The organism is Rhizobium sp. 11_C7_N12_5, assembly GCF_051811145.1.
Taxonomy (GTDB): Bacteria; Pseudomonadota; Alphaproteobacteria; order Rhizobiales; family Rhizobiaceae; genus Rhizobium; species Rhizobium lusitanum.
Window position 1 is genome coordinate 1,564,846 of record NZ_JBPWPY010000001.1, and the last position, 22,412, is coordinate 1,587,257.

A 22,412-nucleotide genomic window follows, 5' to 3' on the forward strand; every position below is an offset into this window, starting at 1 on the left:
GTTCATCCCGCCGCGAGCAGTTCGGACTTTACTTCGTCCAGCACGCGCTTGCCCTCGCTACCTTGAATACGCGCTATGTCGTCCTGGTATTTCAGCAGCGTGCCCAGCGTGTCGGAGATCGTCTCCGGGTCGAGCGCCAGTCGATCGAGTTCCGTCAGCGCGCTCGCCCAATCGATGGTCTCGGCAACGCCGGGGTTCTTGTAGAGATCGAGAGTCCGCAGCTTCTGTACATAGGCAACGATCTGACGCGACAGGGCTTCGTTGCAGCCCGGCACCTTGCGGCGGATGATTTCCAGCTCCTGCTCCGCCTGCGGATAGTCGACCCAATGATAGAGACAGCGCCGTTTCAATGCATCGTGCACTTCGCGCGTGCGGTTGGTGGTGATGATGACGATGGGTGGCTCGGTCGCGCGGATAGTGCCGAGCTCCGGCACCGTCACCTGGAAGTCGGACAGCACTTCCAGAAGGAATGCTTCGAATGCCTCGTCGGTACGATCGAGTTCGTCGATCAGAAACACCGGCGCACGCCCGCCGACACCCGACAGCGCCTGCAGGACAGGACGGCGGATGAGATAGCGCTCGGAGAAGATATCGGCCTCGATGCGACCGCGATCGGTCAATCCCGATGCTTCCGCAAGGCGGATCTCCAGCATCTGGGCCGGATAGTTCCATTCATAGACGGCCGACGAGACATCCAGGCCTTCGTAGCACTGCAGGCGGATCAGCGGCCGGTCGAGCGCCTTCGACAATACCTTGGCAATCTCGGTCTTGCCCACGCCGGCCTCGCCCTCCAGAAAGAGCGGACGCTTCATCTTCAGCGCCAGAAACAGGACAGTGCCGAGCGCGCGCCCTGCCAGATAGTCATGGGCGCCGAGCAAGGCCATCGTCTCATCGATAGAGCTCGGCAGCGAAGTTGATGATTTTTGATCCGCCATGATAACTCCCTTGAAGGGGTTATAGCGTGTGATAGCCCCGGTTCATATACAGCAGTGCCGGCTTTGCCTCGCTGTAGCGTACGGCCATCACCTCGCCGAAGATGATGTTGTGCGTTGAAGCCTGCTTGATCTCGATCACACGGCAATCGAACGCCGCGAGCGCGTCGGCGAGCACAGGCGCCCCGGTCGCAAGCGTCTCGAATGTACCGGAGGCAAAACGCTCGTCGGTGGTCAGCGGTGTCTTGCCGGAGAAGGCGTCGGCGAGCGACTGGTGATGCGCGCCCAGCGTATTCAGCGCGAAGATCCCGCTCTTGAAGAAGATCTCGTTCTTGACGTTGCTGTTGTTGAGGCAGATCAGAACCGTCGCGGGATCGTCCGACACCGAGCAGGCAGCCGTGATCGTCACGCCGCGCCGCTCCCCTTCGAGGGCCGTGGTCACCAGCTGCACATGGCCCGCATAGCGGCTCATGGCATCGCGATAAAGCGCCGGGTCCATACGCTGCCTGTCTAGCACCACCGTCTCCTTATTCTTTCTCATATCCCGTCTTTCGCTCAATATGGCGGGCAGGCGTTAGCTTTTCTACAATAGCATTATTGAAAACAGAGTGATTTTGCTGCTTTTTCTTTTGACGATCCCCCTCAGACGGATAAAAGAGCAGGAAAATTGTCCGGGATAATCAATCGATGAACGTTCTGCGTCGCCTTCCGCTTCTGCTTGTGCTGCTTTCGGCGGCCGGCAGCAGCGACGCCGCCGGAATCCATATCGGTGTCGTGGCGCCGCAGGGCGGCAACTTCGCAACGCTCGGAGCCGAGATCACGACCGGCGCCAATTTCGAGATGCAGGCCCAGAAGGATGCGGCAACCGTCATCGACGACCCTTGCACCGAGGATGGCGGCCAGGCCGCTGCCCAGGCGCTGATTGCCGCCAAGGTGCAGGTCGCGATCGGCTTCCTCTGCACCGAGACGCTGGAAGGCGCGCTGCCGCGCCTCAAGGATGCCGGCATTCCGGTCATCACCGTTTCCGTACGGTCCCGCATCCTGATGGAAGATGTGCTGAAGAACGGCTGGCCGTTGTTTCGCCTTGCTCCGGTTGATAGCGCCGAAGCCTCCATGGCTATCGATACCATCCTGAAATACTGGGCATCCGAGCCGATCGCGTTGATCGACGATGGTACAATCCACGGCCGCGAACTGGTCGGCGCGATACGCAACGCGCTCGAGGAAAAGGGATTGAAGCCGGTCTTCACCGATACCTACCGGCCCGGCCAGGATCAGCAGATAGCTCTTGTACGCCGGCTGAAGAAGGCCGGCGCCACGCGCGTTTTCGTCGGCGGCGACCGCAGCGACGTGGCCGTGATCGCCCGGGATGCCAAGAGCGAGAACATCCCGTTGACCTTGATGGGTGGCGACGCCATGCGCGCCGCCGATCAGCCGGTGCCTCTATTGAACGGCGTCCAGGCTATCGCATTGCCGGAATACGCAACTCTGCCGGCCGCACAGCCGACTGCGCAGGCCATGCGCGCGAGCGGCATCGAGCCGGATGGCTATATCCTGCCGGCCGCGGCCGCGGCACAGATCGCCAGCCAGGCGGCTGAGAGCGCCAAGTCGGAAAACAAGCCCATCGCTGACAAGCTCGTTGCCACGACTTTCCAGACAGCGATCGGACCGATTACCTTCGGGAAGAACCATGAATTGACCGAGAACCCCTATCGGCTGCTGGAATGGCGCGACAATGCTTTCGTGCCGGCAGCAGCGGCGTCGAACTGACACGATCCGCGCTTTCTGTTGTTTGCCCGCCGAAGCGGTGCTAATCCAAGCGCGAAAAAATCAGATGGAGCTCAGCTACCCATGACTTTGCCGATCCGCATTGCCCCTTCCATTCTCGCGGCCGATTTCGCCAAGCTCGGACAGGAAGTGAAGGATGTGACCGAAGCCGGAGCCGACTGGATCCATCTGGATGTCATGGATGGGCATTTCGTGCCGAACATCTCCTTCGGCCCTGATGTCATCAAGGCCCTGCGCCCCTATACGACCGCCACCTTCGACTGCCACCTGATGATATCGCCGGCCGATCCCTATCTCGAAGCCTTCGCCAAGGCGGGCTGCGACCGCATCACCGTGCATGCCGAAGCCGGCGTCCATCTGCATCGTTCGCTGCAGACGATCCGGCATCTCGGCAAGAAGGTCGGCGTCACCCTCAATCCGGCAACGCCGCTCTCGATCCTGGAAAACGTGCTCGACGATATCGACCTGATCCTGATCATGTCGGTCAATCCGGGTTTCGGCGGCCAGAAATTCATCCCGGCCATGGCCGACAAGATTCGCAACGCCAAGTCTCTGATCGGTGACCGGCCGATCGAGCTGGAGGTTGACGGCGGCGTCTCCACCGAGACAGCCGACCTCATCATCGCTTCAGGCGCCAATGTCCTTGTGGCCGGTTCGGCAATCTTCAAGGGCGAATCGGTAGATGCCTACAAGCAGACGATTGGTGATCTGAGGGCGGCGGCTGAACGAGGCCGCGTTGGATCAAACTAATCCGACCAGCACCATCATCGCGGCGGACCGAACGCGGACCGCCGCTTCGCATTGCCTCGAACTGTTTGGTGGCTCGATCAGCTGGGGCGTGGTTATGGCCGCCTCGGCACTTGCCGCTCTCTACCTGCGCAACGGCCTTCTGACGAGCCACCTGACCGCCCTTGCCCTTGTCTACGTCCTCGGCGGCGCGCTCTCCTGGCCTATCATGGTGCCGCTGGCACGGCGCGTTGCCAACGGTCGACCGCCGAGCGCGCGTTTCGCGGCCTTTTTCCTCGCATTGTCGCTCGGCACCACGGCGATGACGGCATTTCTGTTCGCCATGGACTATCGCTGGTTCTATGCGCGCTGGCATGCGCCGTTCGGTTCGCTGATCTGGACATTTCAATTCCTGTTCACCGGCGCCAGCGCCGTCTACCAATTCGCCGTTCTCGGCGTTACCTTGTTCATGCCGTTCGGTTTGCTCTGCCTGATCGCCACCTCCGCTTATCTCGCGCGATATGAGCGTTGAGCCGGATGAAAGATCGGTCGGACAAACATTGTGATTGCCGCCCGTCTTTGTTATGGGGGCGCCGAGGTTTCCTTTCCCGTTAGCCAAGAAAGCTTTGAGCCCATGATCCCGCGCTACTCCCGACCGGAAATGGTCGCCATCTGGTCGCCCGAAACCAAGTTCCGTATCTGGTTCGAGATCGAGGCGCATGCCTGTGACGCGCTGGCCGCTCTCGGCGTCATTCCGAAGTCGGCCGCAGAGACCATCTGGGAAAAGGGTGGCCAGGCGACCTTCGACGTCGACCGCATCGACGAGATCGAAGCCGTCACCAAGCATGATGTCATCGCCTTCCTGACGCATCTCGCCGAAATCGTCGGTCCGGATGCGCGTTTCGTGCACCAGGGCATGACCTCCTCCGACGTGCTCGATACCTGCTTCAACGTCCAGCTCGTACGCGCCAGCGACCTGCTGCTGGCCGATATCGACAAGCTTCTGGAGGCCCTGAAGCGTCGCGCTTTCGAACACAAGGACACGGTCACCATCGGCCGCTCGCACGGCATCCATGCCGAGCCCACAACCTTCGGCGTCAAGCTGGCGCTTGCCTATGCCGAATTCGAGCGCTGCAAGCAGCGTCTCATCGCCGCCCGCGAGGAAGTCGCGACCTGCGCGATTTCGGGCGCCGTCGGCACCTTCGCCAATATCGACCCCCGCGTCGAGGAACATGTCGCCGCCGCGCTCGGCCTGAAGCCGGAGCCGGTCTCCACGCAGGTCATCCCGCGCGACCGTCATGCGATGTTCTTCGCCACCCTCGGCGTCGTCGCCTCTTCGATCGAGCGCCTTTCAACCGAAATCCGCCACCTGCAGCGCACCGAAGTCCTCGAAGCCGAGGAATATTTCTCGCCGGGCCAGAAGGGCTCTTCGGCCATGCCGCATAAGCGCAACCCGGTGCTGACCGAAAATCTGACCGGCCTTGCCCGCATGGTCCGCTCTTACGCCATGCCGGCCATGGAGAACGTGGCACTTTGGCACGAGCGCGATATCTCGCATTCCTCGGTGGAACGCATGATCGGCCCGGATGCGACCGTCACGCTCGATTTCGCGCTCGCCCGCATGACGAGCGTCATCGACAAGCTCCTCGTCTATCCGGAAAATATGATGAGGAATTTGAACAAGTTCCGCGGACTTGTTCATTCACAGCGCGTGCTGCTGGCACTGACCCAGGCCGGCGTTTCCCGCGAGGATTCCTATCGTCTCGTTCAACGCAATGCGATGAAGGTTTGGGAGGAAGGCAAGGATTTCCTTGAGGAGCTGCTGGCCGACCAGGAAGTCCGTGCAGCGCTTTCCGAAGCGGATATCCGCGAGAAATTCGATCTTGGCTATCACACCAAGCACGTGGACACCATCTTCAAGCGGGTTTTCGGCTAAGACTTGGCCGGGCCGGCCTGATTGTGAGTAGAGGCGGTGCGGCTGACGCGCCGCTTTTTTCTTTTGTTCGCGGATTTGGCGACGATTGCGCGATCGCGTTCGACGCTTTCGCCCACATTGCCGTTGTGCTGATTTTCGCTACGCTTGGCGGCCTTCCCCACCAGCCTGTCCAGATGCTTCAGATCCTCTTCGTCGAGGTTTTCGATGCCGATGAAGCGGTTTTCAGCCGCGCTGGTGAGGATCAACTCATTGAGCTTGGCCTGAATGGCCCGCGTATCACGCGTCTGCGCGTTCTGCAGCAGGAACACCATCAGGAAGGTTACGATGGTCGTGCTGGTGTTGATGACCAGCTGCCAGGTATCGGAGTAGCCGAAGATCGGACCGGTCGCGCCCCATAAGATAATGGAGAACAGCGCCAGGACGAAGATGGCCGGCTTTCCCGTCCATTCCGAAACCTTAACCGCAAAGCGGGTGAAGATGTGCGCAAGCCAAGCCATGATCCGCATCTCCTTGATGATGCGGATCAACGTGGAAACCCTATTGCGGTTCCAACGATTGCGAAGAACCGCTGAAAGGCCGGACTTTTAGTCCTGAACCACCACCAGCTTACGATAGAGATGCCAGGATGCGTGGCCGAGTATGGGCATAACCACGGCAAGGCCTGCAAAGATCGGGATCGTGCCGACGACGAGAAGTGCTGCCACGATCAAGCCCCAGACTGCCACGGGCACCGGGTTGATCAGCGTCGCCCGAATACTGGCATCGACCGCTGCCACCACGCCCACGTCACGGTCGAGCAACAGCGGAAAGGTGACGACCGTGGTCGCCAGCACGACGAGCGCGAAGACGAAGCCGATGAGATCGCCCCAGAACATCATCGCCCTGCCCTCGGGGGTCCTCAAAATGTTCGAGACGAAGGACCAGAGCGTGGGCGGTGCACCATCGCCGAAATAGATGAAGTAGATATTCTGCGCCGCGAACAGCCAGACGATGAATATGCCGAACAGCATGAGGCCGGCGACGATGATCGACGGCAGCGCCGGTGAAAAGCGCACGTCGAAAGCATGGCTCCACGACGTATCCTGACCCTTTTCGCGCCGTCGACTGATTTCGTAGAGACCGATCGCCGCCAGGGGCCCGAGCAAGGCGAAGCCGGACATCAGCGGAAACAGCAGCGGCAGCAAATTCTGTCCGGAACTCCAGATCGCCAGAGCAATGCCGGCAATCGGATACATCAGGCACAAGAAGACGTAATGCGATGGCTTCTCGCTGAAATCGTCAAGCCCCAACTTAAGGGCGTCGACGAGGTCGGCGATACCAATCTTACGGATGGCGGGACGCGTAAATGTGTGGTCCGCTCCTGCCATGACGTGAAAGGCCGACATAATGCTCTCCTCCTCAACCGTGGTGCGCGGCAGGCGGTGCAAAAGTGGCGGCAAAACAGACGCCGACATCTTCATTCGCTACCGGCAGCGGCCATACTAGCAAATTTTGCCGCATTTGTCGCCTTTTTCCCTTGACAGTTGGGTTCACCTTTTCCACATCGGCGCATCATGAAAGTCTCCGACGCAGATATTCTCATCATCCCGGGTTACACGAATTCCGGCCCGGATCACTGGCAGACGCGCTGGGAGCAGAAGCTCTCGACGGCGCGGCGCGTGGAGCAGGCCGAATGGTCCAAGCCCGTTCGCGATGACTGGATCGCCCGCATTGCCGAAGAGGTGAATGCTTCCGAGCGGCCTGTCGTGCTCGTGGCGCATTCGCTCGGCGTTCCCTCGGTGATCCATGCGATCCCGCATTTTCGCAACAAGGTCGCCGGCGCCTTCTTCGTCGCACCGCCCGATGTCGCCAATCCCGGCATTCGCCCGAAACATCTGATGACGTTCGGCCCCTATCCGCGCGATCCGCTGCGGTTTCCGTCGGTCACGATCGCAAGCCGCAACGACCCCTTCGGCAGCTATGAGCACGCCGACGATGTCGCCAGCAGCTGGGGTTCCCTTCTGATCGACGCCGGCGAGGCCGGTCACATCAACAGCGATTCCGGTCACGGCCCCTGGCCCGAAGGCACGATGGTCTTTGCCAAATTCCTCAGCCAACTGAAGTCGTGATACAATAAAGGCGGACTTGGGATGGATACGCCGCGGCTCACTAGCCTGTGAAGTACCGGCCACCTTCATTCCATCGTCAGATAAAAGCCTGTAATACAGGGCATGACAGGATCCCGATTCTCGCATTGGCGCCCCGCCAAGGCCGGAATTCCGAGGTAAGGAGGCGCTGGCGGATTGTGAATTCGCTTCTTATCCGTTATGGGGACGCCCACATACGATCCACTTGCGCTGTCCCGTGAGCGCCAAAGACAGAGAACAATACCAATGAACCGTCGCCGCCGTATCTACGAGGGCAAGGCCAAGATCCTTTATGAAGGACCTGAGCCGGGCACGCTGATCCAGTTCTTCAAGGACGATGCCACCGCCTTCAACAAGAAAAAGCACGAAGTCATCGATGGCAAGGGCGTTCTGAACAATCGCATCTGCGAATATATTTTCAGCCATCTGAACAAGATCGGCATTCCCACCCATTTCATCCGCCGTCTCAACATGCGTGAGCAGCTGATCAAGGAAGTGGAGATGATCCCGCTCGAGATCGTCGTGCGCAACGTCGCCGCCGGCTCGCTCTCCAAGCGCCTCGGCATCGAGGAAGGTGTGGTGCTGCCGCGTTCGATCATCGAATTCTACTACAAGTCCGATGCGCTCGAGGACCCGATGGTCTCCGAGGAGCATATCACCGCGTTCGGCTGGGCCAATCCCGCCGAGCTCGATGACATCATGGCGCTCGCGATCCGCGTCAACGACTTCATGACCGGCCTGTTCCTCGGCGTCGGCATCCAGCTCGTCGATTTCAAGATCGAATGCGGCCGCCTGTTCGAAGGCGACATGATGCGCATCATCCTTGCCGACGAAATCTCGCCCGATTCCTGCCGTCTCTGGGACATCGAAACCCGCGAGAAGATGGACAAGGACCGTTTCCGTCGCGACATGGGCGGACTGCTGGAAGCCTATTCCGAAGTAGCCCGCCGCCTCGGCATCATCAATGAAAACGAACCCGTGCGCGGCACCGGCCCGGTTCTCGTCAAGTAAGTTCAGGAAGGACAATCGTGATCAAGGCTCGTGTAACCGTCACGCTGAAGAACGGCGTTCTCGATCCGCAGGGCAAGGCAATCGAAGGCGCACTCGGGGCGCTCGGCTTTGACGACGTCCATCAGGTTCGCCAGGGCAAGGTATTCGACCTCGAACTCGAAGGCACCGACAAGAGCAAGGCCGAGGCGGATCTCAAAGCCATGTGCGAAAAGCTCCTCGCCAACACGGTGATCGAGAACTTCAGCATTTCGATCGACTGATATCATTAATGGCATCCACCAAACTACAAACCGACGTCTCGAAGTTCATGAGCTACGTGCTGAGACATGCACCCCATGAAGCCGGTCTGGCCCTGGATTTGGAAGGGTGGGTGCCTTTCAGCGATCTAAAAAAAGCGATTCTTAATCGCTTCGATGTTACTGAGGCCGATATACTCGAAGTGATCGAGTCCAATTCGAAGAAGCGCTTTACTTTGTTGGATGATCGTATCCGCGCAGCGCAAGGCCATAGCGTTACTGTCGATCTAGCGCTGAATTCAGCTGCGCCGCCATCGAAGCTCTTTCATGGAACATCGCTAGAAAGCTGGTCGGCAATCCAAAGTTCAGGGCTGAAAAAGATGCAACGCCATCATGTTCACCTGTCGCCGGATGTAGAAACAGCTAAAATCGTCGCAACGAGACGGAAGGGTGACTATGTCATCCTTGAAATCGATGCGGCGCGCATGCACTCGGAAGGTCATTCTTTCTTTGTCAGCGACAATGGAGTATGGCTCACCGATCACGTTCCAAGCCAGTATCTTTCGCCTCTTGCGGGACCAGCATCATGAAATCAGCAGTCGTCCAACTCCCAGGCCTCAATCGCGATCGCGACATGATCGCGGCGCTGACCAAGATTTCCGGCCATGCGCCTGTAACTGTCTGGCAGACCGAAACCGACATCCCGGACGTCGACCTGATCGTCATTCCCGGCGGCTTCTCCTACGGCGATTATCTGCGCTGCGGCGCGATCGCAGCCCGCATGCCGATCATGCAGGCGATCAAGGATAAGGCCGACAAGGGCGTCAAGGTTCTCGGCGTCTGCAACGGTTTCCAGATCCTGCTGGAAGCCGGCATGCTGCCCGGCGCGCTGATGCGCAACGCCTCGCTGAAATTCGTCTGCCGCGAAGTGAAACTCGAAGTCGTCAATGCCGACACGGAGTTCACCAGCGCCTACGCCAAGGGCCAGATCATCCGCAGCCCCGTGGCACATCACGACGGCAACTATTTCGCCGATCCCGAGACGCTGGCAGCGATCGAAGGCAACGGCCAGGTGGTCTTCCGTTATGCCGAAGGCACGAACCCCAACGGCTCTGTCAACGACATCGCCGGCGTCATGAATGCCAAGGGCAATGTGCTCGGCATGATGCCGCATCCGGAAAACCTGATCGAGGCTGCGCATGGCGGCAACGACGGCCGCGGTCTCTTCGCCTCGGCACTCGGCGTGATCGCGGCCTGATAGATCGTCGGGCTTGGCTCCGAAATCTTAAAATCGACGTCTTTGCGCCAAACAGCAGGGACGTCGTTATCGTTGCCTCCGGCAACCCTCGGGCAAAGAGCAGCCCTAACCGCTTCGTTGGAAAGAAATTGATGCGCCCTCGCCTCCTGACAGGACTTTACTCCGCCGCTGCCATCACGATGCTTGGGCTTCTGGTCACCTCGTGCGGCCCGCGTCCGCCGAGCATCAGCGCCACCGATCACAGCGCCCTGTCGACGATGGAGCGCGTCATGATCAATTCGAACGCCTGCTGGTTCAAATCGGCCGATCCGGCCTTTGCCGGCTATCAGCTCGCTCCGGAACTCAATTCCTTTACAGGTCGTCCGCGCATTCTCGTTGTCGACAAGAAACATCCGACCGGCCGACCGTCCCTGGTTGTCCAAGCGGAAGGCAACCCGGCTCAATTGCAGGCCTTCGGTCCGATGATGAACGGCGCTTCCGGCGGCCGCATCACGGGCGACGTCAATCGCTGGGCTGCGGGTTCGAAGAACTGCAGTTAGGCCGATGGCCTGAAGAAGCTCCGCTTCCACTCAGACACTGCAGCCGACGCATGACGTACCCTCAACTCAAGGGATCATTGTCATGGACAGGTTTGTCATTCTTTCAGGCTGCTCGGGCGGCGGTAAATCGACCTTGCTCGAAGCGCTCAGGCTTCATGGACACCACGTGGTCGAGGAGCCCGGTCGTCGCATCGTTATGGAAGAGCTGAACAGCGGCGGCTCGGCTCTGCCGTGGATGGACACCACGGCATTCGTGCGCCGGGCGGTCGACATGTCGTTGGCCGACCGCGAGGCAGCGGCAGCACTTCCAGGTATCGTGTTCTTCGACAGGGGATTGATCGACGCTGCATCAGCCCTCGAGCATCTGACGGGTGAGCCCGCTTTGACGTCATACGGTCAGCTGCACCGCTACAACAAGCATGTCTTCCTCACCCCGCCCTGGCCGGAAATATACGTCGGCGACGGCGAACGAAGACATGACCTGTCCGAGGCGATTGCCGAATACGAGCGGCTCAGCGTCGATTATCCCGCACTCGGCTATGAGATTCATATCCTGCCGAAAGTCGGCGTCGCGGACCGCGCCGATTTCGTCCATTCCATTCTGGGCCTGAGCTAAGCTGCAAACGTCCCGCCATGGCAGGCGCGAACGCCATCCCATTTCAATCCCAGAAGAATGACTTGCTGACCTCGGTCCTCGCCTCGCTTCGCGTCAGCCCGACATCGCGTAGCTGATCATCCGTCAATTCCCGCAGGACACAGCGGCTGTCGCGTTTCTGCATCCAAAGCAAAAAGGACGTCCAGAGCCGATGCGCCGCGCGCGACTTTGGCTGCGCTGCCCTCGTGTCCCGGCCCGCGGCGAAAGCATCCTTGGCTTGGGCAGGACGGATTGTATCTATTGTACTCATTTCAATGCTCGCTCGATGGTGACATTTCTCGACGTACCGAGCCAAACGATACGATTGTCACTTAGTATTGACTCCATGCGCGATGCAATATAGCAAATTGTCATTATGACAAATTGGCTCCCTGACATTTCCAGCGGCAATGGGCCGGTCTATATCCGTGTTGCCGACAGCATCGAGAACGCGATCACCCACGGCGTTCTGCCGCCCGGCACGAAGCTGCCGCCGCAACGCAACCTCGCCTATGATATCGGCGTCACCATCGGCACCGTGAGCCGGGCCTATGCGCTCGTGCATGAGCGCGGCCTGGTGGCGGGCGAAGTCGGCCGCGGTACCTATGTGCTGGAGCGCTCGAACGGCAAGCAGATCGAACAGGTGGATCCGATCACGCAGGCGCTTGCCGGCACCCGCGGCCTGAATACGCCTGATGCCAGGATACGCTTCGATACGACGGCCGCCCCCGATATCGGCCAGGGCGAGATCATCGGCAAACTGTTTGCGGATATCAGCAACGAGCACCAGTCGGAGATTTCCTCCTACTCGCGGAATTTCCCGACGAGCTGGTTTGAGGCGGGACAGATCTGGCTTGCCCGCAACGGCTGGCAGCCGGCAATCGAGACCGTCGTGCCGACGCTGGGCGCTCATGCCGGCGCCATCGCCGTCATCTCGGCCGTCACTTCACCCGGCGACAAGATCGTCTTCGAGAACCTGACCTATACGCAGATCAGCCGCGCCACCCGCCTCCTCGGGCGCCGGTCGGTATTGGTGGATTCCGATGAGCACGGTATCAACCCCGACGATTTCGAGCGGCTGTGCCAGCAGCAGCATCCACGTCTGGCCTTTCTGATGCCGACGGCACACAATCCGACGCTCGTGACGATGCCGGAAGCGCGCCGGCGCGCAATTGCCGCCATCGCACGCCGCCACAGCGTCTGGCTGATCGAGGATGATCTCTATGGCGCCATGACCGGCGACCAGAACCCGCTCATGGCGGCTATCGCGCCGGAACGCACCTTCGTGGTCAGCAGCCTGTCGAAGTCCGTCACAGCAGGCGTGCGTGGGGGCTGGGTCGCCTGCCCGCCGCATTTCGCCCAGCGAATCAAGGTTACGCACAAGATGACGACCGGCGGCCTGCCTTTCATCCTGGCGGAGACCTGCGCGCGGCTCGTGCTCGATGGTCACGCGCTGGAACTGCGCCGCAGGTCGGTCGAGGAAATCAAGGCTCGCGAGCAACTGGCGCGGGACGCCCTGTCAGGATTTGAGTTCAACTCGCATCCGCATCTGCCGTTTCTCTGGCTGAAGCTGCCCGAACCATGGCTATCAGGCACTTTCAAGAATGCCGCCATCGCCGAGGGCGTGCTCATCGACGATGAGGATGAATTCAAGGCCGCGCGCATGGAGAAGGTCTATCATCGCGTTCGCGTCGCATTCTCATCGCCGCGACAACGAGAAGATGTCGCCGCCGGCTTCATGACGTTACGGCGGTTGCTGGAAAACGGCTCGGCCGGTTACGACAGTCACATTTAAGCAAGCCTCGTCGTTTTTATCGACAGCGATCTTGCAAAATCCCGGCTCTTCTCTCTCGACTCCTAGCACGCTACCATTTTAAGTATGTGAAACGATTCGCCCGCCATACTAGGGGGAGTGCATGGCCATTGACAGCGTTTCAGCAGGCAATTTGCGCAAGCGTTTAGTTACGAGTTTTCTGGCAATCAGTTCCATACTCATCGCGGGTCAGTCCGCTGCAACCGCTGCAGATGCGGTTCCCGTCGCCGCCAGCCCTAAGATTTTCGACGAACTGCGTTTCGGAGCAAGCGGCTCCATCCAGAGCGGAAACGATCACGAAAACGGCGTGTTTCCGGATGTGCAGGTGCTCTTCAATCCGTTCGGCTACAATCCAACCGCTGGTTGGAAGGATCAGTTGGCGCATCCGCGCATCCATTTGGGAACCTCGATCGGCACAGCCGGCTCGGCGACCCAGGTTTATGCTGGTCTTTCCTGGACGCTGACGCATAGCAACGGCATCTTCACCGAAGCTGGCTTCGGTGGAACGGTACATTCAGGCAATCTCGATGATTGGACCGAACATGGTCCGCTGCTTGGTTGTCGCCTGCTTTTCCACGAATATGCCGGGATTGGTTACAATTTTGACAGCCATTGGAATATGATGGCGCAGATCGCGCATTCCTCGCACGCCAATCTCTGCGATGGTCCGAATGGCGGCATGACGCGTGTCGGCGTTTTGGTTGGCTATAAATTCTGACGATCCGAGAACGGCCGCGAATGGTCGTGCTCACGACTTGCCTGTTATCAATGTCGGCGTGCTGCGAACGCCGGCGATTTTCCTGTCGCACGACAGGTTGACTTGCGCTAAAGAGACCTCGATCCCCTGACCGGCCTTCAAACCCCTTACAGGCAAGGACCCTCGAGCGCCCATGACCATTTCAAATTCGATCCAGATCACCCCCGAACTGATTGCCGCCCACGGCCTGAAGCCGGATGAATATCAGCGCATTCTGGATCTGATCGGCCGCGAGCCTTCCTTTACAGAGCTCGGCATCTTCTCGGCCATGTGGAACGAGCATTGCTCCTACAAATCCTCCAAGAAGTGGCTCCGCACTCTGCCGACCAAGGGTCCGCGCGTCATCCAGGGCCCGGGCGAAAATGCGGGCGTTGTCGATATCGATGACGGCGATTGCGTCGTCTTCAAGATGGAGAGCCACAACCACCCCTCCTATATCGAGCCCTATCAGGGTGCCGCGACCGGAGTCGGCGGCATTCTGCGCGACGTTTTCACCATGGGCGCCCGCCCGATCGCGGCCATGAACGCGCTGCGTTTCGGCGAGCCGGATCATCCGAAGACCCGCCATCTCGTCTCCGGCGTCGTCTCCGGCGTCGGCGGCTACGGCAATTCCTTCGGTGTCCCGACAGTGGGTGGCGAAGTCGAATTCGATGCACGCTACAACGGCAATATCCTGGTCAATGCCTTTGCGGCTGGTCTGGCCAAATCGAACGCCATTTTCCTGTCGGAAGCCAAGGGCGTCGGCCTGCCGGTCGTCTATCTCGGCGCCAAGACCGGCCGCGACGGCGTCGGCGGCGCGACGATGGCATCTGCCGAGTTTGACGAATCGATCGAAGAGAAGCGCCCGACGGTTCAGGTCGGCGACCCCTTCACCGAAAAGTGCCTGCTGGAAGCCTGCCTTGAGCTGATGCAGACCGGTGCCGTCATCGCCATCCAGGACATGGGGGCCGCCGGCCTCACCTGCTCTGCCGTCGAAATGGGTGCCAAGGGCGATCTCGGCATCGAGCTCGACCTCGATAAGGTGCCGGTGCGCGAAGAACAGATGACGGCCTATGAAATGATGCTGTCGGAAAGCCAGGAGCGCATGCTCATGGTGCTGCAGCCGGAAAAGGAAGCCGTCGCCAAGGCGATCTTCGTCAAATGGGGCCTGGATTTCGCCATCGTCGGCAAGACGACGGACGACCTGCGCTTCCGCGTCATCCATCAGGGCGAGGAAGTCGCCGACCTGCCGATCAAGGATCTCGGCGACCAGGCTCCGGAATACGACCGTCCATGGCGGGAAGCCGACAAGCGCGCCGTCCTGCCCGCCGATCTGGTACCGGCTCCTGAGGATTACGGCCAGGCTCTGCTGTCGCTGGTCGGCTCCGCCAACCAATCGAGCCGCCGCTGGGTCTACGAGCAATACGATACCCTGATTCAGGGCAACTCGCTGCAGCTCCCGGGCGGCGACGCCGGCGTCGTGCGCGTCGAAGGCCATCCGACCAAGGCGCTGGCATTCTCCTCCGACGTCACGCCCCGTTATGTCGAGGCCGACCCGTTCGAGGGCGGCAAGCAGGCCGTCGCCGAATGCTGGCGCAACATCACGGCAACAGGCGCTGAGCCGCTTGCAGCGACCGACAATCTGAACTTCGGCAATCCGGAAAAGCCAGAGATCATGGGACAGTTCGTCGGCGCGATCAAAGGCATCGGCGAAGCTTGCCGCGCGCTCGATTTCCCGATCGTCTCGGGCAACGTTTCGCTCTACAATGAAACCAATGGCGTCGGGATCCTGCCGACCCCCACCATTGCCGGCGTCGGCCTGCTGCCGGACTGGAAGACGATGGCCCGCATTGGCGCCGCCTCCGAAGGCAACAGCGTCCTGATGATCGGCCTCGACGGCAGCCATCTCGGCTCTTCGATCTATCTCCGCGATATTCTGGGTTCGACCGATGGCCCTGCTCCGGAAGTCGATCTTTTCGCCGAGCGCCGCAACGGCGATTTCATCCGTTCGGCCATCCGCAACGGCCAGGTCACGGCCTGCCATGACATTTCATCGGGCGGCCTGGCGCTGGCCCTTGCCGAAATGGCCATCGCGTCCCGCAAGGGGCTGCGCATCGACCTGACCGAAAGCAAGACCCCACCGCATGCGGCACTTTTCGGTGAGGATCAGGCCCGCTACGTCATCGCCGTTCCGGCCGATGTCGCCGATTTCGTCTGCATCAATGCGGAAAGCGCCGGCGTGCCGTTCCGTCGTCTCGGCACTGTCGGCGGCGATGCGCTCGTCATCGATGGCCTGTTGTCGCTTCCGGTTGAACAGTTGCGCGACGCGCATGAATCGTGGTTTCCTGCCTTCATGGATGGCAGCGCTCTCGCTGCCGCTGAATAGATCGAGGTACACCACCAATGCCAATGAACCCCGGCGATATCGAAGACATGATCAAGGCCGGCATTCCCGGAGCCAAGGTGACCATTCGCGACCTGGCCGGAGACGGCGATCACTATGCCGCCGAAGTTGTCGCGGAAGCCTTTCGCGGCAAAAGCCGCGTGCAGCAGCACCAGATGGTTTATGACGCCCTGAAGGGCAATATGGGCGGTGTGCTGCATGCCCTGGCGCTGCAGACCTCAGCGCCCGATTGAGACTGCCTGCAGATCAACGCCGGAGTTGAACGTCAGCTCCGGCATGTTGTTCGCCGAAAACTCCGCAAAGCGGGAGGCTGGCAATGGGCCAGCCGTCATCAGCGTAAAATCGAAGAATGCCCGCACGTCCGGCCCGAGCACATATTGCCGATGGACACGCAGGAAATCGCGCTTGATCTTGGCGTAGTGCTGCGCTGTCAGCATTTTCTTGAAACGCACGAACAGGATCGCCGGCTGCTTGTCATCGGCATGCCCGCAAACCGCCACGACCTTTGTCTTGTAGAAATGGATCGCGTCGGTCAGACAGTGAACGTCCACCCAGAACATCTCCTTGCAGCGCGCAAGCAAGCCAACGCGTGAGCGCAGCACCGCCGCCGACCGCATGAGGGCGCATTGCAGGATGGCGCTCCCCAAGGTCGCAAACACTACCCGCTTGTCACGAAAAACCTCAGGCTCCCGCTCGAGCAGGAGACCGATCACATGCGCCGCCACGGATGAGCCCATGCTATGCGAGGAGATGACGAATTCATCGACGCCAGGCTCATCCAGCGCCTGGCGCACGCTGATCGCGCAGGTCTCCAGCCATTGCTCGTTGCCGATTCCGTTCAGCCCCGCCATCGCCACGGCCATCTCCCAGTCGGAGAAGAGATGCAGCGTATGCAACCTTTCGGCCTGCGGCAGAAAGGCATAGACGAAGAAAGCGACGGCCAAGGCGATGCTGCCGATATGACTCCAGGCGGCCAGCCCCAGCATGAACGGCAAGAATGCTATCGACAGGCTGAGCAGCAGCCCGACAAACATGAGGAGAAACGGAAATATGAAAAACAGGCCGAAACGCCATGCATGGCGGAAATAGCCTGTCATCCCTCCGGAAACGATAACCCTTGCGGCCGCCAGATAGCCCTGTGCCAGCCGCGTGAAAAATGGCCTGCCGTTCAACGCCGCAACCAGGTCGTTATGGTCGACAATATGGACACGGCTGTGCGTCCGCCAATCCGCAGCTTCGGCAGTCACATCGAAATAGGGTGCCCTACCGAAACTCTTCAGCTCGTCCACGGTGACCGAATAATCCCACACGGCGGCGCTTTGCCTGGCCGAGCGCTCGTAGCGCGCCCGATGCGCCGCCGCATCCAGCGGCTCAAAGCCAGGGAAGTGGAGAACCACCCGCTTCTTGATGCTATCCATATTATCGTTGGTCCCCAGCACGCGCTTCAGCGGCAGATACACGTAAGCGACCGCCAAGACCACGGCCTGCTGGCTTTTTCATGGCAGCGCAATGCAAAGCTATCCATTCGCCGCACCGCTACAACGAGTGAAACTTCCGTCGTCTGAGGCTGAAAGCTCGAATCAGATCAGCATTCCCGGCCGGGATAGGGCGAGATGTCAGAGCACGGATCCGCGGGGGGCGCAGTCATGATTTTTTCGATGACCGAAGCCACGGGCGGTTGCGGCGTCGGCGCGGTCGACGCGCGATAACCGAATGCGATGCTTAGAATCAAAACGATGGCGCTGACGGTAAAGGCACTGTTCAATATCGAGGCTTTTGACGTGCGCACATGCTCATAATATTCCCGCTCGCCGTCGCTGGTCTCTTCCGTACCGTAAAACTCTCGCTCCTCACCAACCTGGCCCTCGGTATAATGATGATGGCTCATGGTGTCCGCTCCCTCATATGCAATGCAATCTTCGCAAAGGACCGATACGCGCCAAACCGCATAAATCGACTGACTCTAACAAACATACCGGCCGCATGTAAAATTAATAGCAACCTAATATTAATCAACCCTTGCCTCGATTTTATGTGTGTTGTTCAGCTCTCAGGTTGAAGGGGCTATTTCAAAACGCACTGTTCAAGAAAAGTAGCTAATCGACGGATTCGGCCATCTTTCTTAACCGCTGATGCCGAAAATCCATTCATGCGATGAAAACGACGCGTGGTACGTTTTGCGGCTGGAAATCGAGCCGGTCGCTTGCTATTTAAGAAAGAGATTTAACGCTGTGGGCCTTGACCCCGCATGTGAAAGGACTGGAAAATGAGCGGCATTCACGAATTCATTGCCAATGAAGTAAAGAACAACGACGTTGTTGTCTTCATGAAGGGCACGCCCCAGTTCCCGCAATGTGGCTTCTCGGGCCAGGTAGTCCAAATTCTCGACTATATCGGCGTCGATTATAAGGGCATCAATGTCCTTGCTGATGCCGAGATTCGTCAGGGCATCAAGGAATACTCCAACTGGCCCACAATCCCGCAGCTCTACGTGAAGGGCGAATTCATCGGCGGCTGTGATATCGTGCGCGAAATGTTCCAGGCGGGCGAGCTGCAGCAGCACTTCCAGGAAAACGGCATCAGCGTTCGCGCCGCCTCCTGACCGGTCACCGGGCTCTCGTCCGGTTTCCATAGTTCACTTCGATCGAAAGGCGCTGCTGCAGGGCAGCGCCTTGATATGTTTATGGGAATAAAACCGTGACGACTACATCCCAGGCTATGTCCCATGGGCAACTGCCCATGGGCAAACGCGAGTTCATCGTACTCGCGGCCTTCCTGATGGCGATCAATTCATTGGCCATCGACATCATGCTTCCGGCTCTCCAGCAGATCGGCTCCAGTCTCGGTGTCGAGAACGAGAACCATCGGCAATATGTGGTAACAGCCTATCTGATCGGATTTGGCTCGGCGCAGCTTATCTACGGTCCGTTGTCGGATCGCTTCGGCCGCCGCATTCCCCTGTTGATCGGCATTGTCGTCTATGTCATCTCCGCTTTCGGCATTGCCCTTATTCCGTCCTTCGCCGGTCTGCTCGCCCTGCGCTTCATTCAGGGGCTGGGTTCGGCAGCGACGCGCGTCATCACCATTTCCATCGTCCGCGACGTTTTCGGCGGCCGCCTGATGGCCGAGGTGATGTCGCTGATCATGATGGTCTTCATGATCGTTCCGGTCATCGCGCCGGGAAGCGGCCAGATCATCCTGCTGATCAGCACTTGGCACATGATCTTCGTCTTCATCGGCACCATGGCGACCCTGGTCGGTCTCTGGATGTATTTCCGCCTTCCGGAAACACTGAAGCCCGAAAATATCCGCCCGCTGACCGTCAGGTCGGTTGCATCCGGCTTCCGCATGGTCCTGACGAACCGCGTCGCGCTCTGTTACACCATCGCCAGCACGTTCCTCTTCGGCGCGCTGTTCGGCTTCATCAATTCGGCCCAGCAGATCTACAGCGGCATTTACGGACTTGGCGTCTACACCCCCGTAGCCTTTGGTGGCGTGGCGCTCTTCATGGCGCTGTCATCCTTCATCAACTCGCAGCTCGTCGGCCGTTTCGGCATGCGGCGGCTGTCGCATGCGGCCTTGCTCGGCTTCTCCTTCATTACCTTTGTCTGGCTGATGGTGCAGCTTAACGGCCCTGCCCCGATGCCCTTCCCGCTGTTCATGATCTTCTTCGCGCTGGCGATGTTCCAGTTCGGTTGGATCGGTTCCAATTTCAACTCGCTCGCCATGGAGCCGCTCGGCCATGTCGCCGGAACTGCCTCCTCGGTGCTCGGTTTCATGAGCACGGTCGGCGGCGCATCGATCGGCGCCGGCATCGGCCAATATTTTAATGGCACGGCGACGCCGATGGTCATCGGCTACTTCACCGTCTCGCTGATCGGCTTGATGTTTGTGCTGATTGCCGAAAAGGGGCGCCTCTTCCGTCCGCACAATGCGCCACCGCCGGCCGATCAATCCCTCGCTTTGCATTGACAGGCAAATTCATATGACCCCGCCTCAAGAACACACGCTGGCGCAATCCGGCTCCAATCGTATCGGACTCGGCATCGTCGAATTCATCATCATCATCGCGTTGATGACGGCGAGCATTTCCATGGGCATCGACAGCATGCTGCCGGCGCTTCCGAACATCGGCCAATCCCTTAATGTCGCCAACCCCAATGACACGCAGCTGGTCATCGGCGTCTACTTCCTCGGCTTCGGCATCTGCCAGCTCTTCTTCGGCAGCCTGTCGGATACCTATGGCCGCCGTAGCATTCTGCTCGGAGGCCTGGCCTTTTATACGGTGACGCTGTTTGCGGCGGCCTGGAGCGGCAATCTCTTCGCGCTGCTCGCTCTGCGCTTCGCACAGGGCGTCGGCGCCGCAGCCGTGCGCATCACCACGCTTGCAATCGTCCGCGATTGCTTCGGCGGTCGTGAAATGGCGCGCGTCATGTCCTATGTCATGATCGTCTTCATGATCATGCCGATGGTCGCACCTTTCGTCGGCCAGGTGATCGTTGCCTATTCCAACTGGCAATGGATCTTCATCCTGATCGGCATAGTCAGCGCCGGTCTTTTCCTGGTCGCTTTCTTCCGCATGAAGGAAACGCTTCCGACAGAAGAGCGCCTGCCGCTCTCGGTCGCTTCGGTCGTCTCCGGTTTCAAGACGGTTCTGACCAACCGCATCACCTGTGGCTACATGATCGGCCTGACGCTCTACACGGGTGTGATCTGCGCCTATATCGTCTCGGTGCAGCAGGTATTCGGTGAAGTCTACGGCCTCGGGGACACATTTCCGATCGCCTTTGCGGCGACGGCAGCCGGCACGGCAGTGGCCCAGTTCGCCAATGGTTATTTCGTGCGCAGCTTCGGCATGCGGCGCATTTCCCACGCCGCCATGATCGTTTTCACCGTCCTGGGCGCTGTCGGCTACGTCGTCGGGATGTTCGGTCAGCCGAGCTTCACGTTCATCTATGTGCTGATCTCGATCATGCTGATGATGTTCGCTGTTATCACCACCAACTTCATGGCCATCAGCCTCGAGCCAATGGGACACCTGGCGGGCACCGCGGCTGCCATCACCAGCTCGGTCTCGACCACCGTCGGCGTTCTGCTCGGCGGCATCGTCGGCCAGCTGTTCGATGGCACCGCTCAGCCGATGATCGCTGGCTTTACCATATTCGGTGCGCTCACGATCGTCGCAACGCTATGGGCCGAACGTGGCAAGCTCTTCACCCATCCCGGTGATACGCCGGCACTGGAGCCGGGCATGGGGCACGTCTGAACGGCGTACCTCTCTTACGCGTCGCTGCGCGAACGGCTGACCCAACGCAGCGCAGCGGCAATCGCAAGTCCTAAGAGTGGCCACATCGCCCAGGGTGTGCCCTGCCAGGTGAAAATGTTGATCGCGACGATGCCGATGCCGGTGACAATCATGCGGGCGATAACGATGTCGATCCGCTTGTTGCTCCGCGCAAAACGGAGCGCCCCAACCCAGGTAAGCGCGAGTATGGGCCACTTTGCCCAGAACTCGCCATGCCATGTCAACGCGTTCAGCGCGGCAAGTCCGACCGCGACAACGAACAGCGCGCCATAGCTCCGCCGCCAATCCAATAAAACGGGTTCTTTCGTTGTGTCCTCGGGCATGCGAACCGGTTGCGGTCTGGCGCGACCGTCAACTGAAGTGTCGACGACCTGCACGCCGCCGACCCGCACCGCATAGCTCGGCACGCCGCCTTCGATGTTCTTGACCTCGAGCTGACCGAGAAAATCGAAGCCGACCGCGACCTTGTTCCGCACTTGGTCGTAGACGGTATTCGAGATGACGATACCGCCCGCCGCAGCGCGCGACTGAAGCCGAGCGGCTATATTGACTCCATCGCCGTAGAGATCATTGCCATCAGCGATCACATCGCCAAGGTTGAGACCGATGCGAAAGAGCATCTGTCTTTCGGTATCCATGGCGGCATTGTAGCCGGCCAGTTCGTTCTGGACATCGATTGCCGCCCGTACGGCTTCCACAACGCTTGGAAATTCGGCGAAGACGCCGTCGCCCCAGGTATTGATCACCCGGCCGCCATGCGCTTCAATGAGCCGCGTCATGGCATCCCGATAACGACGAAGGGTCGCAAGCGTCCCCTCCTCATCCTTGCCCATAAGACGCGTATAGTCTTGCACGTCTGCGCAGAAGATGGTGGTCAGCTTGCGGCTCGTTTCGGACATCTGCCTCATCCTCTCGGCAAGCGCCGATCGCAGTCCTTGCCTGTTGCGGCGAAGATAGCCTTCCCGACG

At 59.7% G+C, this 22,412-nt stretch carries 26 protein-coding genes; 18 read left to right on the forward strand and 8 right to left on the reverse strand.

Going from position 1 to position 22,412, the window contains the following annotated elements; translation table 11 throughout:
* Positions 1–2: 2 nt before the first annotated feature.
* Positions 3–935, reverse strand: coding sequence for an AAA family ATPase (locus AB8B29_RS07830; RefSeq protein ID WP_047556620.1), 933 nt, complete (start codon positions 933–935; stop codon positions 3–5).
* 19 nt (positions 936–954) lie between these two features.
* A complete protein-coding gene (locus AB8B29_RS07835) occupies positions 955–1,473 on the reverse strand; it encodes a flavin reductase (protein ID WP_173410859.1) in 519 nt (172 codons plus the stop codon).
* 146 nt (positions 1,474–1,619) lie between these two features.
* Here AB8B29_RS07835 and AB8B29_RS07840 point away from each other — a divergent pair, with 146 nt between their 5' ends.
* The 4 genes from AB8B29_RS07840 (at position 1,620) to purB (ending at position 5,382) form a co-directional block, all read left to right on the forward strand.
* Entirely contained in the window at positions 1,620–2,702 is a 1,083-nt protein-coding gene (locus AB8B29_RS07840; RefSeq protein ID WP_047638231.1) for an ABC transporter substrate-binding protein, read from the forward strand.
* Between the two features lie 81 nt (positions 2,703–2,783).
* Positions 2,784–3,470 carry a ribulose-phosphate 3-epimerase gene (gene rpe, locus AB8B29_RS07845; RefSeq protein ID WP_047556618.1) on the forward strand — a complete coding sequence of 229 codons (687 nt, stop codon included), beginning with the start codon at positions 2,784–2,786 and terminating at the stop codon, positions 3,468–3,470.
* A gap of 16 nt (positions 3,471–3,486) precedes the next feature.
* The gene (locus tag AB8B29_RS07850) at positions 3,487–3,978 is read left to right on the forward strand and encodes a hypothetical protein (protein ID WP_047638325.1); all 492 of its coding nucleotides are present in this window, start codon (positions 3,487–3,489) and stop codon (positions 3,976–3,978) included.
* Between the two features lie 102 nt (positions 3,979–4,080).
* Positions 4,081–5,382, forward strand: coding sequence for an adenylosuccinate lyase (gene purB, locus AB8B29_RS07855; RefSeq protein ID WP_037202348.1), 1,302 nt, complete (start codon positions 4,081–4,083; stop codon positions 5,380–5,382).
* On the opposite strand, the gene AB8B29_RS07860 is transcribed toward purB, so the two are convergent.
* On the reverse strand, positions 5,379–5,879 hold the full coding sequence (locus tag AB8B29_RS07860) for a low affinity iron permease family protein (protein ID WP_113118673.1): 501 nt from the start codon (positions 5,877–5,879) through the stop codon (positions 5,379–5,381). The genes purB and AB8B29_RS07860 overlap by 4 nt on opposite strands.
* A gap of 87 nt (positions 5,880–5,966) precedes the next feature.
* On the reverse strand, positions 5,967–6,767 hold the full coding sequence (locus AB8B29_RS07865; protein WP_037202837.1) for a DUF2189 domain-containing protein: 801 nt from the start codon (positions 6,765–6,767) through the stop codon (positions 5,967–5,969).
* Between the two features lie 168 nt (positions 6,768–6,935).
* On the opposite strand from AB8B29_RS07865, the gene AB8B29_RS07870 reads away from it, so the two are divergent.
* The 7 genes from AB8B29_RS07870 to AB8B29_RS07900 all read left to right on the forward strand — a co-directional run bounded on the left by AB8B29_RS07870 (position 6,936) and on the right by AB8B29_RS07900 (position 11,168).
* On the forward strand, positions 6,936–7,490 hold the full coding sequence (locus AB8B29_RS07870) for an RBBP9/YdeN family alpha/beta hydrolase (RefSeq protein WP_113118637.1): 555 nt from the start codon (positions 6,936–6,938) through the stop codon (positions 7,488–7,490).
* A 264-nt stretch (positions 7,491–7,754) separates the two neighbouring features.
* A complete protein-coding gene (gene purC / locus AB8B29_RS07875) occupies positions 7,755–8,519 on the forward strand; it encodes a phosphoribosylaminoimidazolesuccinocarboxamide synthase (RefSeq protein ID WP_034504846.1) in 765 nt (254 codons plus the stop codon).
* 17 nt (positions 8,520–8,536) lie between these two features.
* Positions 8,537–8,779, forward strand: a complete 243-nt coding sequence (purS, locus tag AB8B29_RS07880; protein WP_113118638.1) for a phosphoribosylformylglycinamidine synthase subunit PurS — start codon at positions 8,537–8,539, stop codon at positions 8,777–8,779.
* Between the two features lie 8 nt (positions 8,780–8,787).
* Complete coding sequence (locus tag AB8B29_RS07885; RefSeq protein ID WP_113118639.1) at positions 8,788–9,345, forward strand: RNA 2'-phosphotransferase; 558 nt, start codon at positions 8,788–8,790, stop codon at positions 9,343–9,345.
* Positions 9,342–10,013, forward strand: a complete 672-nt coding sequence (gene purQ / locus AB8B29_RS07890) for a phosphoribosylformylglycinamidine synthase subunit PurQ (protein ID WP_037202351.1) — start codon at positions 9,342–9,344, stop codon at positions 10,011–10,013. The genes AB8B29_RS07885 and purQ overlap by 4 nt, the downstream gene beginning before the upstream one ends.
* Positions 10,014–10,144: 131 nt before the next feature.
* Positions 10,145–10,552, forward strand: coding sequence for a hypothetical protein (locus AB8B29_RS07895; RefSeq protein ID WP_037202352.1), 408 nt, complete (start codon positions 10,145–10,147; stop codon positions 10,550–10,552).
* Positions 10,553–10,634: 82 nt separating this feature from the next.
* Positions 10,635–11,168: an AAA family ATPase gene (locus AB8B29_RS07900; RefSeq protein WP_113118640.1), complete on the forward strand. Its 534-nt coding sequence runs from the start codon at positions 10,635–10,637 to the stop codon at positions 11,166–11,168.
* A gap of 43 nt (positions 11,169–11,211) precedes the next feature.
* Here the strand turns inward: AB8B29_RS07900 and AB8B29_RS07905 are convergent, their stop codons facing one another.
* Positions 11,212–11,457, reverse strand: coding sequence for a DUF1127 domain-containing protein (locus AB8B29_RS07905; RefSeq protein WP_113118641.1), 246 nt, complete (start codon positions 11,455–11,457; stop codon positions 11,212–11,214).
* 105 nt (positions 11,458–11,562) lie between these two features.
* Here AB8B29_RS07905 and AB8B29_RS07910 point away from each other — a divergent pair, with 105 nt between their 5' ends.
* The 4 genes from AB8B29_RS07910 to AB8B29_RS07925 all read left to right on the forward strand — a co-directional run bounded on the left by AB8B29_RS07910 (position 11,563) and on the right by AB8B29_RS07925 (position 16,372).
* Positions 11,563–12,981, forward strand: coding sequence for a PLP-dependent aminotransferase family protein (locus AB8B29_RS07910; RefSeq protein ID WP_113118642.1), 1,419 nt, complete (start codon positions 11,563–11,565; stop codon positions 12,979–12,981).
* 121 nt (positions 12,982–13,102) lie between these two features.
* Positions 13,103–13,717, forward strand: coding sequence for an acyloxyacyl hydrolase (locus AB8B29_RS07915; protein ID WP_210263161.1), 615 nt, complete (start codon positions 13,103–13,105; stop codon positions 13,715–13,717).
* Between the two features lie 172 nt (positions 13,718–13,889).
* Positions 13,890–16,121: a phosphoribosylformylglycinamidine synthase subunit PurL gene (gene purL / locus AB8B29_RS07920; protein ID WP_439006354.1), complete on the forward strand. Its 2,232-nt coding sequence runs from the start codon at positions 13,890–13,892 to the stop codon at positions 16,119–16,121.
* A 17-nt stretch (positions 16,122–16,138) separates the two neighbouring features.
* Entirely contained in the window at positions 16,139–16,372 is a 234-nt protein-coding gene (locus tag AB8B29_RS07925) for a BolA family protein (RefSeq protein WP_004108912.1), read from the forward strand.
* Here AB8B29_RS07925 and AB8B29_RS07930 read toward each other — a convergent pair.
* Together AB8B29_RS07930 and AB8B29_RS07935 are read right to left on the reverse strand one after the other, a co-directional pair.
* Positions 16,358–17,557 (reverse strand): hypothetical protein, encoded by a 1,200-nt coding sequence (locus AB8B29_RS07930; RefSeq protein ID WP_037202839.1) that lies wholly within the window; start codon positions 17,555–17,557, stop codon positions 16,358–16,360. The two genes, AB8B29_RS07925 and AB8B29_RS07930, sit on opposite strands and share 15 nt — an antisense overlap.
* 167 nt (positions 17,558–17,724) lie before the next feature.
* The gene (locus AB8B29_RS07935; protein ID WP_037202359.1) at positions 17,725–18,027 is read right to left on the reverse strand and encodes a hypothetical protein; all 303 of its coding nucleotides are present in this window, start codon (positions 18,025–18,027) and stop codon (positions 17,725–17,727) included.
* Positions 18,028–18,405: 378 nt separating this feature from the next.
* On the opposite strand from AB8B29_RS07935, the gene grxD reads away from it, so the two are divergent.
* The 3 genes from grxD to AB8B29_RS07950 all read left to right on the forward strand — a co-directional run bounded on the left by grxD (position 18,406) and on the right by AB8B29_RS07950 (position 21,405).
* Positions 18,406–18,741: a Grx4 family monothiol glutaredoxin gene (gene grxD / locus AB8B29_RS07940; RefSeq protein WP_034504827.1), complete on the forward strand. Its 336-nt coding sequence runs from the start codon at positions 18,406–18,408 to the stop codon at positions 18,739–18,741.
* A 137-nt stretch (positions 18,742–18,878) separates the two neighbouring features.
* On the forward strand, positions 18,879–20,111 hold the full coding sequence (locus tag AB8B29_RS07945) for a multidrug effflux MFS transporter (RefSeq protein ID WP_037202360.1): 1,233 nt from the start codon (positions 18,879–18,881) through the stop codon (positions 20,109–20,111).
* A gap of 13 nt (positions 20,112–20,124) precedes the next feature.
* Positions 20,125–21,405, forward strand: a complete 1,281-nt coding sequence (locus AB8B29_RS07950; RefSeq protein WP_113118644.1) for a multidrug effflux MFS transporter — start codon at positions 20,125–20,127, stop codon at positions 21,403–21,405.
* A 14-nt stretch (positions 21,406–21,419) separates the two neighbouring features.
* Here the strand turns inward: AB8B29_RS07950 and AB8B29_RS07955 are convergent, their stop codons facing one another.
* Positions 21,420–22,343 (reverse strand): adenylate/guanylate cyclase domain-containing protein, encoded by a 924-nt coding sequence (locus AB8B29_RS07955; RefSeq protein WP_113118645.1) that lies wholly within the window; start codon positions 22,341–22,343, stop codon positions 21,420–21,422.
* Positions 22,344–22,412: the final 69 nt, after the last annotated feature.